This is a genomic window from Hyalangium gracile, assembly GCF_020103725.1.
GTDB classification, from domain to species: domain Bacteria; phylum Myxococcota; class Myxococcia; order Myxococcales; family Myxococcaceae; genus Hyalangium; species Hyalangium gracile.
In genome coordinates this window covers 80363-93970 of sequence record NZ_JAHXBG010000013.1, presented here as the reverse complement: position 1 = coordinate 93970, position 13608 = coordinate 80363, and the positions used below count along the sequence as shown (strand labels likewise).

Below are 13608 nucleotides of genomic sequence, written 5' to 3'. Positions count from 1 at the left end.
CTCGCGCGGACCTCCCAATGACCCTGATCGCGCAGTTCAACAACGCAGGTACCCGGCTGAACCTGCTGCGGAAGAAGCCGCTGTTCCTCAGCATCAACCATCGGCCCAATGCCAACTGGTGCAACCGCACGAGGCCCCTTGCCGCGGGCGCCCCATTCGTGCACCTCGTCCCGGGAGACATCGCGGCCATGGTGGTGGGCAACGCGGTCGCGGCCCCCAACAACGCCGTCATCGAGCAGAACAACATCAACATCCATCTGAACATCACGGAGGCCAAGATCGCCTTCTATGGAAACTCCCCCGTCTACGAGCTGCATGCCTATCAGGCCAATCCGGGCGGAGCGATCGGCTGCCAGTACCTGAGCTGGGAGGACTCCTGCATCGTCTCGATGGACCTGAGCAATGTCGGGCCGCCGCTCTTCATGTCGGGCCCGTTCAACGGGTGCCACTTCTACGTCACCCGGAACACGGTGACGAACCAGATCCGAGTCCACCACGCCAACGCCAACATGGTGGGCCTGGCCGGCGCGCCCAACCACGGACGGCCTGATCTGGCGGAGCACTACCTGGATGCCTTGATGCAAGCCGCGCTCGGCCCCAACGAGAACATCATCCACCAGATGCGCAAGGGGCAGTACCTGGCCAAGATCTGGAACGTGGGGGCGAACGCGAAGATCGAATCCGGCGTGACGCTGGCCTATCGCAACCGCAAGGAGGGCCAGAATCGCAGCAACGTCGTGCTGCACGAGACCATGTGCCTGGTCTTCGGTGTCCGCACCGCTCCGAATACGTGGGACTTCTTCTTCAACGTCGCGGGCATGGTCGATTACAAGCGGCCCGGCTTGCTGCCGAATCGAGCTGGCTACCTGAAGGCCATCATTCCCTGGCAGCAGATCTGAGCTTCGTGGCTCCTCCAACCCATCAAGAGCCTTCGACGAGCCACGTGGCGGCGCTCGGGGACTGTCAGAGCTTGGACTCGAAAACTCGGAGGCTCGAAAGGCGGCTACGCCGAAGGCGCCGCCCACGGTTCGCTACGGTACACTCCGGGCACAGAACAACACGACGCACCGCGGCGCCGTCACAGGTGCAGCCCCCCACGCCTTATGGGCGAGTTAGCTCCATCCAAGGCTCCACGCGCTGGCCACCCGCGCCCGCCGGCTCAGGACTTCAGGAAGGCCAGCAGGTCGGCGTTGAGCTGATCCTTGTGCGTGCTGCCCAGGCCGTGCGGCGCGCCGGGATAGACCTTCAGCGTGGCGCCCTTGATGAGCTTCGCCGAGCGGTGGGCCGATGCTCCGATGGGGACGATCTGATCGTCATCGCCGTGGATGATGAGCGTCGGCACGTCGAACTTCTCCAGGTCCTTCGTCTGGTCCGTCTCGGAGAAGGCCTTGATGCAGTCGACTGCGTTCTTGAAGCCGGCCTGCATTCCCGCCAGCCAGAACGCGTCCCGCATGCCCTCTGAGACCTTGGCGCCCGGCCGGTTGGCTCCGAAGAAGGGAATGGTGAGGTCCTTGAAGAACTGCGAGCGGTCGGCGAGGACGCCAGCCCGGATGCCGTCGAAGACGTCCATGGGCAGGCCCCCGGGGTTGGCCTCGGTCTTCAGCATCAGCGGCGGCACCGCCCCCACCAGCACGGCCCTGGCCACGCGCTTCGTGCCATGGCGGGCAATGTAGCGGGCGACCTCGCCGCCACCCGTGGAGAAGCCCACCAGCACGGCCTTCTGCAGGTTCAGCGTCTCGATGAGCTCCGAGAGGTCATCGGCGTAGGTGTCCATGTCATTGCCGTTCCAGGGCTGGCTCGAGCGGCCATGGCCACGGCGATCATGCGCGATGCAGCGGTAGCCATGGGAGGCCAGGAAGAGCATCTGGTCCTCCCAACTGTCGGAGTTGAGCGGCCAGCCGTGGCTGAACACCACCGGCTGACCCGTGCCCCAATCCTTGTAATAGATCTGCGCCCCATCCTTCGTCGTGAACGTGCCCATCGTCAGCTCCTGCTCCGGGGGTTGGTATCGAAGCAAGCCGACGGTAGCCCTTTGGACGTGCGCTCGCATTCCGCTGAAGGGTGGCGGGAGGCCCCCCCCCTTTCGGGTGATGCGCCCATCCCATCCTGGTTCACGTGCGCCGCCAGGCACGCCGTCAACACCTGCTGCTCCGGCTCGCGAGCGCGCTCAGCGTCCTCGTCCCAGGCGGACGGCGGCCTTCAGCCGGCTCCACCGGGTGGCTCTCGGCCTCCGCCGATAGACGATCGCCGCCGGGACCTTCAACTCCACTTCCGTGCCGGCGTCGGTCCGGCTCCACACCCGCAGGGTGGCGCCGATCCTCGTTGCCCGCTCGTGCATCCCCGCCAGGCCCCAGTGGCCGGGGCGGCCGCCCTTCTCGAGAATCTCCGGGGCCACGCCCGCGCCGTCGTCCCGGATCCGCACGCGCAGCTCGTCGGAGTCGTAGTGCAGCTCCACTTCCACGGCCGTGCCCCCTGCATGCTGGAACGCGTTGAGCAGGGCCTCCCGGGCGATCAAGAAGATCTCCCCCTGCACCGCTGCTTCCAGCTCTCGCGGCCCCCCTTCCACGAGCAGACGGAAAGACATCGGCATGTCCTCCGCCAGCTCTTCGCCGACCTGCACGAGCACGTCCGGCAGGCCGCGCCCATCGTGGGCGGACGAGCGCAGCTCCATCACCCGGTCGCGGCCCTCGGCAAGGACCTCGTCCGCGCGGTCCAGGGCCTTCTCCATCGCCTGCCGTGCTGGCTCCTGCTCGGGGATCTGCTCGGCGACGGCCTGGAGCCGGAGCACCAGCCCCTGCACGCTCTGCAGCAGGGTGTCATGCAGCTCCCGGGCGATGCGCTCGCGCTCCGCGTGCCGCTCCTCCAGCAGGCCGCGCATCTTCGCCGTCACCTGGCGCAGACGCAGCAGATACAGCAGCCAGAGCAGCAGCAGTCCAGCCGCCACGCAGAGCGCGCGGAACCACCAGGTCTGGTGGACCGCGGGCGGAACGACGAACTCGAGGCTCGCGCCGCGCTCGTTCCACACGCCGTCGTTGTTCGATGCGACCACCTGGAAGCGGTATCGCCCCGGTGACAGGTCGCCGTAATAGGCGGTGCGCCGCGTACCGACGTCCTGCCAGTGCTCGTCCACGCCTTCCAACCGGTAACGGAACCGCACGCGCTCGGGGATGGACAGGCTGAGCGCCGTGTAGTTGATCTCCAGGTTCGCGGGATGCAGTGGCAGCGTCACGTCCGACGCTGGCGCGAACCGCTGGCCATCGGCCTTCAGGGAGAGGATGGACACCGGCGGAGGCAACGGATTGCGGGCGATCCGCTCGGGATCGATCCAGACCACCCCGTTGCTGGTGGCGAACCAGAGGCGCCCGTCGTCGCCCGCGACCGCCGTGGGCAGCGGACGCATCAGCGTCGGCCTGGCCGGAAGCCCGTCGAGGAAGTCGAACAGCTCGTAGCGCACGCGATGGCCGGGATCGCCCGCCGCGTGCCGGATCTCCTCCGCCGGAATGCGAAAGACCCCTGGCACGGCATGCACCCACAAGCTGCCGTCGGGGCGCTCGATGATGCCGGTCACATTGCGGAACGACTCGTCACCTCCGGCAACGAGCGGACGAAAGCGCTCGCCGTCCAGGAAGGCCAGTCCGAACTGGCCGCCGGCCCACACATACCGGCCGCCTGCGGCCAGGGCGGAGATCCTCCCCAGCCGGAGCCCCTCGGCCTCGGTGAACCGCCGGACCTCGTCGCCGTCGACCCTCGTGATGATGCCCTTCACATGGCCCAGCCATACCCGCCCGCGGCCATCGGTCATCGCGGTGTGGATGCGCTCGTCGTCCGACAGTCCCAGCACCTCCTTCATCGAAACCCAACGGCCGTCCTTCCACTGCATCACGGTGTTGGCTGCCGGGACCACCCAGAGCGTGCCGCGACGGTCACGAGTCATGGCCTGCACCTGCGTCACCGAGTCCTGGAGCAGCGGGGTGACGTGACCGAGGCGGCCATCGTCCAGCCGCCACAGCCCGTTGTCCGCTCCCAGCCAGACCACACCCTCCTGGTCGCGGTAGGCGGAGCGGACCGGGGACGCGAGCTGCTCGAACGAGACCTTGCCGTCGCGCAAGCGCATCAGCTGGCGGTTGGTGGTACCTGCCCAGACCTCGCCGCCCTTCCCGGCGACCAGGGCGAAGTCGTGCGAGCCGCGCGGGAACTCCGCCAGCACCATGGGGCTGACGCGGAAGCGATCGAGCCCGCCGCTGGTGCCCACCCAGAAATTGCCCTCGCGATCCTCGAGCACCGGCCACGCGTAATCTCCGCTCAGGCCGTCCTTCTCGGTGAACGACTCCACGGCGCCATCCACCGCCGTCGCGTCACCGGCGGGCAGCCGTTCGGGATGGGCGATGCGGCGAATCCCATCCCCCAGGGAGGTCACCCAGAAGCTTCCGTCGCGGGCGAACAGCATGCCCGCGGACTCCAGGCGCAGGCTCGGTGAAGCGTCCGTCTGTCCATGGCCGGGCACCGGAATCGGCCTCACGACACCGCCCGATTCAGACATCCAGATTCTTCCATCCGGCGCCTGAGTCAGCTGGAGCGTCCAGTTGACGCTGATGCCCGTGGGAACGAACGTCCGCGCGCCGCGCGGCAGATACAGCAGGGTCTTGTCGGTGGCGACCCACAGCACCCCGTCCCGGTCCACGAAGACAAACCGGGACGGCGCGCCCGGATATCCCCAGGATGCCCCGACCTTCTCCCAGCGAGTGCCGGCCAGGCGGAACAAGCCATCGACCGCGGCGACCCAGAGCTGGCCCTCCTTGTCGGTGGCGAAGGCGGAGACCGTCCTGTCCGGAGCGCCCTCGGCACCGCCATACCGGGTCACTCGTCCCTGCTCCAGGAACGCGACACCTCCAAACGAGAAGCCCATCCACAGCCCACCGCCGCGCGCTGCGTGCAAGGTCCGGATGGAAGGGAGAGGCTCGCCCGAAGGCGGCTCGAAGCGCTCGAAGCGGACGCCATCGAACCGGTACAACGAGGCGGCCGCGGAGAGCCACAGGAACCCGTCTTCCGTCTGGGCGAGCGCGGAGACCTGACCGGGAGCTCCTTCCTTGATCGTCCACCGGGTGTGGTGGAACTGCGTGAGGCGCCGGTCCTGACTGGATGGCTGCGCCGTGGCCGCGAAGGACGAGAGCACCGCGACGAGCCCGAGCAACAGCGCCTGATGCCAGACCCTCACGGGTCCCCTGCTCCTCGTCATCCTCATCGGTACCCTACCCGGGTACGAGCCGCGGCCGCTGCGCATCACGTCCCGATATCGATGATTCCCCGCTTCACCGCAACAACCACCGCGTGCGTCCTGTCCTTGGCGCCGAGCTTGGTCAGGACGTTCTTCATGTGCGTCTTGACCGTCTCCTCGGAGATGCCCATCCGGGCGGCGACTTCCTTGTTGGCGCTGCCGGTGGCGACGAGGCGCAGGACGTCACATTCCCGGGCCGTCAGCTCGTCGTCCGCCACGTGCTCGGCCATCTCGGTGGCGATGTCCGCGGCGATGCGGCGCCGTCCCGCATGCACGCTGCGGATGGTCTCCACCAGCTCCTTGCGCAACATGCTCTTGAGCAGATATCCGGCCGCGCCGGCCTTGATGGCGCGCAGCGCCTGCATGTCGCCCCTGTAGGTCGTCAGGACGATGATCCTCGCGCTGGGGAACTCGGCGCGAATCGCCGTGATGGCATCGATGCCATTCATCCTGGGCATCTGCACGTCCATCAGCGTGATGTCTGGCTGATGCTCGCGAAAGGCTTGCAGGGCCTGCTCCCCATTCTCCGCCTCGGCGACCAGCGCCATGTCCGGCTGTCCGGCGATCATGCTGCCGAGCCCTTCACGCAGCAGCGGATGGTCGTCGACAATCAGGATGCGAATGGGCGGGTGGGTGGAGCTCATCGATCAGCCAGCGAACGGACCCTGGATATCCGTCATCGACATCGTCGGAATCCCCCGAAAGAGGGAGGCCAGGCTCCCTTATCCCAGATATAACCGGGGTGCTACCAGCAGGTAATGTGGAACGGTGCAACGCCTCTTCTCCATGTTTCCCGAAGGTGGCCCCGGAGCCGGACTGCTGCTGCTCCGCTTGTCGGTCGCCTGCTCCCTGCTGCTCCACCCATCCGGCGGACCGTTGACGCATGCGGTGCTCGTGCTCCCGGCCATCGGACTCTGCCTGGGCCTGCTGACACCTCTGCTCGCTGTCATATGCGGCCTGTTCTCCCTCTACGACTTCATGGTCATGGGCGGCGCAACCCTGCCTGAAGCGGGTGTCGAGCTGCTCGCCGCGGGTGCACTGGCGCTCCTCGGCCCCGGTGCTCTCTCGCTGGATGCCTGGTTGTTCGGAAGACGCGTCATCACCCTGCCGTCGCGCAAGAACACCCGTGCCGATGACTAACGAGCCGGTGAGCGTGGACTCCCTCTTTCGGGTGAGCCATTTCACGCGCTTCCGGGTGTTTTTCACCAAATCCTGACGCCCTAGTCTGTCTGGCCTCACCCAACCCCAAGAGGCACAATCCCATGACCCCCAAAGCCGCTCCTACGCCCGGCAAGGGCCTGCTGTCGCCCACCGACCATGCGCTGATCCTCATCGATCACCAGTCACAGATGACCTTCGCGACGCGCTCGATCGACATCGCGCTGCTGCGCAACAACACCGCGCTGATCTCCAAGGCCGCCGCGGGCTTCCGCGTGCCGACCCTGCTGACCACGGTCGCGGAGAAGAGCTTCTCCGGGCCGCTGTTCCCGGAGATCACCGAGGCGTTTCCTGGAGCGAAGGTCTACGACCGCACCAGCATGAATGCCTGGGAGGACCGGCAGGTGATCGCCCAGATCAACGCGTTCGAGAAGCAGCGCCTGGTGATCGCGGGCCTGTGGACCGGCGTCTGCATCGTGGGGCCCGTCCTGTCGGCGATCGACCAGGGCTTCCAGGCGTATGTCATCACTGATGCCTGCGGCGATGTCTCCGACGAGGCGCACGAGCGCGCGGTGCAACGGATGGTCCAGGCCGGCGCGGTTCCGATGACCAGCGTGCAGTACCTGCTCGAGCTGCAGCGCGACTGGGCGCGGGAGGCCACGTATGCCCTGACCACCGGCATCGCCAAGATCCACGCCGGCGGCTACGGCATCGGCATCCAGTACGCCAAGACGATGTTCGGAGCGTCCGAAGGCGGTCACTGATGGCCATGCGGCCATCGGATGTCGCAAGCAATCACGATTGTCTCCGGCGCGAGCCGCCGGAGTGGAAAGGACTGTACCGATGGCCGACATGATCGTCAGAAACGCCCGGATCACCACCCTGGACAGGGACAACCCATCGGCGACGGCGCTGGCCGTCGCGGGTGGCAACCTGCTGGCCATCGGAGACGATGCCTCGGTGATGGCCCATGCCACCGCGGGGACCCGGATCATCGATGCCGGGGGGCGGCGCCTGATCCCCGGCCTCAATGACAGCCACCTCCACCTGATTCGCGGTGGCCTGAACTACAACATGGAGCTGCGCTGGGACGGCGTGCGCACGCTGTCCGACGCGATGGCGATGCTCGAGGCGCAGGTGGCACGGACGCCGGCACCGCAGTGGGTCCGTGTGGTGGGCGGCTTCAGCGAGCACCAGTTCGCCGAGAAGCGGCTGCCGACACTGCGGGAGCTCAACGAGGCCGCGCCAGAGACTCCGGTGTTCATCCTGCACCTATACGACCGGGCCCTGCTCAACCGCGCCGCGCTGCGCGCCGTGGGCTACACCCGGGACAGTCCCGAGCCGCCCGGTGGGCGGATCGAGCGGGACTCGGCCGGCAATCCCACCGGCCTGCTGCTGGCCAAACCCAACGCGCTGATCCTGTACGCGACCCTGGCGATGGGACCGAAGCTGCCACCGGAGTTCCAGCTCAACTCCACCCGCCATTTCATGCGCGAGCTGAACCGGCTGGGCGTCACCTCGGTGATCGATGCCGGCGGAGGCTTCCAGAACTATCCGGAAGACTACGAGATCATCCAGAAGCTGCACGCCGACGGCGAGCTGACGGTACGCATCGCCTACAACCTGTTCACCCAGAAGAAGGGGGGCGAGCTCGCGGACTTCGACAAGTGGTCGCGGATGCTGAAGCCGCTCCAGGGCGACGGCATGCTGCGCCACAACGGCGCTGGCGAGATGCTGGTCTTCTCCGCGGCGGACTTCGAGGACTTCCGTGAGCCGCGCCCGGAGCTGCCACAGGGGATGGAGGGCGAGCTGGAAGACGTGGTCCGCCTGCTGGCCCAGCGCCGCTGGCCGTTCCGCATCCATGCCACCTACGACGAGAGCATCAGCCGCGTGCTCGACGTCTACGAGAAGGTGAACCGCGAGGTGCCCTTCGACGGCCTGCACTGGTTCATCGACCACGCCGAGACCATCTCCGAGCGCAACATCGAGCGCGTGCGCGCCTTGCGTGGCGGTATCGCCATCCAGCATCGCATGGCGTACCAGGGCGAGTACTTCGCGGAGCGCTACGGCGGAGCGGCGACCCGGAACACGCCGCCGGTGCGCAAGATGCTGGACGCGGGCGTACCGGTGGGCGCCGGCACCGATGCCACGCGCGTGGCCAGCTACAACCCGTGGGTGGCGTTGTACTGGCTGGTCACCGGCCGCACGGTGGGCGGTCTGTCGATGTATGGCGATGACAACCGGCTGGAGCGAGAGGAGGCGCTGCGCCTGTATACGCACGGCAGTGCTTGGTTCTCCCACGAGCAGGATCGCAAGGGCCTCCTGAAGGTGGGCCAATATGCCGACTTCGCGCTGCTGTCCTCGGACTACCTCCACGTGCCGGAAGAGGCCATCCGGGACATCACCAGCGTGTTGACCGTGGTGGGCGGCAAGGTGGTGCACGGCAGTGATGACTTCGGCCCGCTCGCCCCCACGTTGCCCAGGCCCATGCCGGACTGGTCGCCGGTGAACCGGTTCGGTGGATACCAGGGCGGCACCCAGGCGCAGGCCCGAGCCATGTTCTCGCGAGCGCAACGGCACTCGCACTCACACGGGACCTCATGTGCCGTACACGGCCACGGCAGGGATCACGCCGCGCGCCACTCTCCGCCGGTCAGCGGGCTGCGCGACTTCTGGGGTGCGTTGGGATGCTTGTGCCATGCCTTCTGACGCTCCAGCGGTTGGCGCATGGGCACCGCTTCGCCACCCCGGATTCCGCGCGCTCTGGCTGGCGATCCTGACCAGCAACATCGGAACCTGGCTCCAGGATGTCGCCGCCTCCTGGTTCATGTCGGAGCGGACGAGCTCACCGCTCATGGTCGCGGCGGTGCAGGCCGCGACGACGCTGCCAGTCGTCTCGTTCGCCCTCGTTGCAGGCGCGCTGGCGGACATCGTCGACCGCCGGCGGTACCTGCTCGGGGCGCAGCTGTGGATGCTCTTCGTGGCCACGGGGGTCGCCCTGCTGGCACATGCCGGGCGGCTCGAGGCATGGACCCTGCTGTGTCTGACGTTCGCGCTGGGCACGGGCGCGGCGCTGGCGATGCCTGCCCAGGCGGCGACCACCGCCGACCTGGTTCCTCGCCCGATGCTGGCACCGGCCGTGGCGTTGAGCTCCATCGGTGTGAACATCGCCCGCTCCATTGGTCCCGCGCTGGGCGGGCTGATCGTGGCGCGATTCGGCGCGGCCTGGGCGTTCTCCCTGAACGCGCTGTCGTTCCTGGGCGTGGTGTTCGTCCTGTGGCGGTGGAAGGCGGCGAAGTCCGTCTCGACCTTGCCCGCCGAGTCCTTCGGCGGCGCGCTGCGCGCGGGGCTGCGCTATGCGGTGCAGGCCGGCGAGTTCCGCTCGGTCCTGGTCAAGTCGGCCTGCTTCTTCGTGTTCGCCAGCGCCCTCCCCTCGCTGCTGCCGATCGTGGTCCGGCAACAGCTCTCCGCCGGGGCAGGCACCTATGGAATGTTGCTGGGGTTCATCGGCGCGGGAGCCATCGGTGGAGCCATCGCCTTGCCCAAGCTCCGCGAGCGGTTCGATGCCGACAGGCTGGTGCCCGCCGCCACCCTGCTCTATTCCTTTTCCATGCTGGCCCTGGCGGGCATCCGCGACCCGCGGATCCTCTGCGTGGCGATGCTGGCCAACGGCATGTCGTGGATCACCGTGCTGTCACTGCTGCAGACGGCCGCGCATGTCTCTGTCCCCTCCTGGGTGCGCGCTCGGGCGCTGTCGCTCTACATCGTGGTCTTCTCGGCGGGCATGGCAGCGGGCAGCCTGATCTGGGGCACGCTCGCGCAGTACACGGGCACCGGGGTAGCGCTGACAGTGGCGGCGGTGGCGGCGGTGCTCGCGGGTGTCTTCTCGCTGCGCTTCCGTCTGAGCACGGCCATGGCGCGGAACACCACCCCGTCCGCGCATTGGCCGCGGCCGGCCGTGGCCGGGGAGATCGAGCATGCGCGTGGTCCGGTGCTCGTGACGGTGGAGTACCTGATCGAGCCGGCGAATCGCGAGGAGTTCCTGCATCACATCCACCTGCTCGGAGGCACCCGTCGACGCGACGGGGCGGGGCAATGGGGGGTGATGGAGGACGCGGCGCGGCCGGGGCTCTTCCTCGAATACTTCATCGTCGATTCCTGGCTGGAGCACCTCCGCCAGCATGAGCGAGTCACCCAGGAGGAGCAGCGCCTGCAGGACAAGATTCGCGCCCTGCATCGCGACGCGCAGCCTCCGTCCGTGCGTCACTTCGTCGGTGCCTCGCCAGCGAGCCCTCACTTCGTCACGTTGGAGAACGTCCCATGAGCTGGAAATTCTGTGTCGGGCTGCTGCTCGGGCTCACCATCGGCTTCGGTTGTCGCTGGCTGGCCATTCCTGTACCCGCGCCGCCCATGCTGGTGGGCGCTTCACTCGTCGTCGCCATGACGACCGGCTACCTGCTGGCCGACCGTTTCATGGCGACGCACCCCGCGCGGCATCACCAGGACTGCGGCGGGCCCAGCGGTGAGACCAAGGAGACGCGCACATGATGGAGCTCATGGTCGGTCCTGTCCTGGCGTTGGCCATCGGAGCCGGCTGCCGGCTGCTCGACATCCCCTTGCCCGCCCCGCCGAAGCTGCAGGGCGCGCTGCTGGTGCTGGCAATGACCGTCGGCTACCTGCTCGGCGATAAGTTCCTGGGAATGCGCTGAGCCGCGCTCTTGGAGGAACCCAGGGGTGCATCGAGGCTGAGCGCGCTCTTGCCAGGTCTCGTCGTGCTTGCCAGCGGGTGCGGTCCCTGGAATCAAGCGTGGCGCGATTTCCAGAGGGCCAGACCCGGAGCGACCCGGCAGCAGATGTACGAGCATGCATGGGAGCTGATCAAACGCTTCAAGCTGGTTGGCTTCATCGTGCCCTATTACGACAAGCCTCCCTATCTGCTGCCGCCGCCAATCGAGTATTGAGCCCATGACCCGCTTCTACGAACTCGGCCACGACGAGTCCTCTCCTTGGAAAGGGTGGTTTGAAGCCAGACACCTTTGGAAGATGCCAGGAGCCCATTGTCCCCAATGCGATGCCATCTGGAACACTCCTGCCATCGCCTACCCATGCGTGGACCTGTCTAACCACCCGGAGCGTCACAAACTCGAGAAGGCTCGGCTGGAGGAGGATTTTGCGGAGTTCGAGCGTCTGCGTTCGGTGCTCCGTCCCTTTGTCCCTCAGGAAGCGCCTCTTGAGCCAGGAACCATGTTCGGACCGTTGGTAGGGACCATCAAGGGAGAGCTTGGACCTCTCGTCCTCCCCCGGTCTGGGTTCCACATGCTGGCGCGCCGCGACATCTTGGAGCTTCTCCAGTCCACGAGTGTTCGAGGACTGCTTGGCTGTCCCACCCGACTGCGCTCCAGCCGGAGCAATGGGCCCGAGTTCCTTGAGCTCCAGATCGAGCCTCACGGCCTGCTCCACCCCCAGTGCCTCCCACCGGGCAAAGTCGCGCCATGCGCCAGGTGCGGCCGTTACGACATCAGTCTCCCCGAGAGCCCCATCCTCGACGCGGCCTCGCTCCCACGGCACCTGGACCTGTTCCGCTTGGCCAACTTCCCCACCCTCCTCATCGCCACCGAGCGCTTCAAGGAAGGAGTAGAGCGCCACGCACCCCACTGCCTCTCCTTCCGCGAACTGCCCCCACGGTGAGCGGGTGGTGACAGCGCTCTTGCGCCTGGTGACACCGCTCACCAGCCCCTTGCCTCCACCTGCGCGTAACCACTGGAGATCAAACAGGCCTGCGGACCCCAGCGTGAGCCTGGAGCGCGGCATGTCGGATGCAGAGGGACACAGCCATACCTCGCTGCACACCGAGCGAACTCCCCCGAGGATTCTTCCATGCCCCGCATTGGCTCCAAGCTGACCCGCGCCAGGCCGCTCTCCCCCAACCCCAAGGCGACCTCCTCCACCCTCTTCCAGCCGAAGCCGCTGGCGCGCGCCAAACCGCTGTCCGCCATGGACAGGCCCGCGACCAGGCCCGTGAAGCACCCGGGGGACGCGGTGGGCGGGCCCAGCCATATCCCTTTCAAGGGGGGCGCGGGAGAGGCCGGGAAGGTGATGGTCAGCGGCGGTGACAACAAGCTCAAGGTGCCGCCCAACGCCCATGAGACGAAGTATCTCGACAAGCCGGGCAAGCCCTTCGAGACGCAAGCTCTCGGCGGCACGGTGAAGACGAACGTGGGCTCGGCCAAGGTCTCCACCGCCACCCAGAATGGCGGCGGCGTGCACCACTACTCGGCCCAGGCCGAGTTCAACGGGCCCTCGGCCTCCTACCAGGCGCAGAAGGTCCACGCGGGACGGCTGGGCCTCTCCACGGCCCAGCTCACCGCCGAGGCCAACACCTTCAAGTCCTCGGCGCAGGCGGGCATCTCGGCCGACAGGCGCAATCACCAGTACACGGCCGCGATGACGGCCAAGGCGGAGACGGGCGTGGGTGTCACCGCCAGCGCCAGCCACGACTTCAACCGCCACGTAGGAGGCTTCGTGAAGGGCGACGCCAAGGCTGGCGCCAGCGCCTTCGCCGAGGGCTTCGCCACCCTGGATCCCCGGGCCACCACGGCCCTGGTCTCCGGCAAGGTGGGCGCGGCCGCCACCGCGGGTGTCTATGGCACCGCGGGCGGACACCTGGGACGGCTACACGGCTCGGTCACCGGCGGCGCGGTGGCGGGTGCGGCCGCCCAGGCCATGGGCCGGTTCGGTGTCGAGAACGGCGTCCTGCGGCAAGTCACGGACTTGCATGCCGCGGCGGGCGTGGGCACGCACTTCAAGACGGATGTGGCCGTTGATCTGCGCCACCACATCAAGCCCGGTATCGTGGAGGGCCTGCGGCCCAGCCTGGCGACCGCCGCTGGCGTGGGCTCGTCCGCGGGCGTCGTGAAACCCGAGAAGTCTCACGCCGAGCAGCTCTTCGCGAAGGTGTTCGGCTTGTAAGGCGGCCTCACTACGACTGGCTCCCTGTCACGGCCAGGCCTGATTCATGATCAGGGGAAGAGGAGAGCAGAAGGTGAGTGAGGACGGGCACCTGCGCTGTGAGAGGTCCGTCCTGGTGGTCACCGCCCGTTGCGGAGCCTCGTTCTGATCGCGTCCCTGGGATGTCGTGACAGGTAGGCGGCGAAGCATCCTACCTGGCCGGTTCC

At 67.4% G+C, this 13608-nt stretch carries 13 protein-coding genes; 10 read left to right on the top strand and 3 right to left on the bottom strand.

Annotated elements, in window-relative coordinates:
- The first annotated feature begins 17 nt into the window (after window positions 1-17).
- Window positions 18-899, top strand: coding sequence for a hypothetical protein (locus KY572_RS25805; protein ID WP_224245625.1), 882 nt, complete (start codon window positions 18-20; stop codon window positions 897-899).
- Window positions 900-1159: 260 nt separating this feature from the next.
- Here the strand turns inward: KY572_RS25805 and KY572_RS25800 are convergent, their stop codons facing one another.
- The 3 genes from KY572_RS25800 to KY572_RS25785 all read right to left on the bottom strand — a co-directional run bounded on the left by KY572_RS25800 (window position 1160) and on the right by KY572_RS25785 (window position 5919).
- Window positions 1160-1981 carry an alpha/beta fold hydrolase gene (locus KY572_RS25800; protein WP_224245624.1) on the bottom strand — a complete coding sequence of 274 codons (822 nt, stop codon included), beginning with the start codon at window positions 1979-1981 and terminating at the stop codon, window positions 1160-1162.
- 186 nt (window positions 1982-2167) lie between these two features.
- Window positions 2168-5215: a sensor histidine kinase gene (locus KY572_RS47870; protein WP_317987900.1), complete on the bottom strand. Its 3048-nt coding sequence runs from the start codon at window positions 5213-5215 to the stop codon at window positions 2168-2170.
- A 65-nt stretch (window positions 5216-5280) separates the two neighbouring features.
- The gene (locus KY572_RS25785; RefSeq protein WP_224245623.1) at window positions 5281-5919 is read right to left on the bottom strand and encodes a response regulator; all 639 of its coding nucleotides are present in this window, start codon (window positions 5917-5919) and stop codon (window positions 5281-5283) included.
- A gap of 124 nt (window positions 5920-6043) precedes the next feature.
- On the opposite strand from KY572_RS25785, the gene KY572_RS25780 reads away from it, so the two are divergent.
- The 9 genes from KY572_RS25780 (at window position 6044) to KY572_RS25740 (ending at window position 13402) form a co-directional block, all read left to right on the top strand.
- The gene (locus KY572_RS25780) at window positions 6044-6415 is read left to right on the top strand and encodes a hypothetical protein (RefSeq protein ID WP_224245622.1); all 372 of its coding nucleotides are present in this window, start codon (window positions 6044-6046) and stop codon (window positions 6413-6415) included.
- Window positions 6416-6537: 122 nt separating this feature from the next.
- The gene (locus KY572_RS25775) at window positions 6538-7197 is read left to right on the top strand and encodes a hydrolase (RefSeq protein ID WP_224245621.1); all 660 of its coding nucleotides are present in this window, start codon (window positions 6538-6540) and stop codon (window positions 7195-7197) included.
- 88 nt (window positions 7198-7285) lie between these two features.
- Entirely contained in the window at window positions 7286-9142 is a 1857-nt protein-coding gene (locus KY572_RS25770; RefSeq protein WP_224245620.1) for an amidohydrolase, read from the top strand.
- On the top strand, window positions 9132-10757 hold the full coding sequence (locus KY572_RS25765) for an MFS transporter (protein ID WP_224245619.1): 1626 nt from the start codon (window positions 9132-9134) through the stop codon (window positions 10755-10757). The genes KY572_RS25770 and KY572_RS25765 overlap by 11 nt, the downstream gene beginning before the upstream one ends.
- The gene (locus KY572_RS25760; protein WP_224245618.1) at window positions 10754-10981 is read left to right on the top strand and encodes a DUF1427 family protein; all 228 of its coding nucleotides are present in this window, start codon (window positions 10754-10756) and stop codon (window positions 10979-10981) included. The genes KY572_RS25765 and KY572_RS25760 overlap by 4 nt, the downstream gene beginning before the upstream one ends.
- A complete protein-coding gene (locus KY572_RS25755; protein WP_224245617.1) occupies window positions 10978-11142 on the top strand; it encodes a DUF1427 family protein in 165 nt (54 codons plus the stop codon). Before KY572_RS25760 ends, KY572_RS25755 begins: the two co-directional genes overlap by 4 nt.
- A gap of 63 nt (window positions 11143-11205) precedes the next feature.
- Entirely contained in the window at window positions 11206-11394 is a 189-nt protein-coding gene (locus KY572_RS48200; RefSeq protein WP_224245781.1) for a DUF2380 domain-containing protein, read from the top strand.
- A 4-nt stretch (window positions 11395-11398) separates the two neighbouring features.
- Window positions 11399-12121, top strand: a complete 723-nt coding sequence (sitI6, locus tag KY572_RS48195) for a SitI6 family double-CXXCG motif immunity protein (protein WP_224245616.1) — start codon at window positions 11399-11401, stop codon at window positions 12119-12121.
- 189 nt (window positions 12122-12310) lie between these two features.
- Window positions 12311-13402 carry a hypothetical protein gene (locus KY572_RS25740; protein WP_224245615.1) on the top strand — a complete coding sequence of 364 codons (1092 nt, stop codon included), beginning with the start codon at window positions 12311-12313 and terminating at the stop codon, window positions 13400-13402.
- Window positions 13403-13608 lie beyond the last annotated feature (206 nt).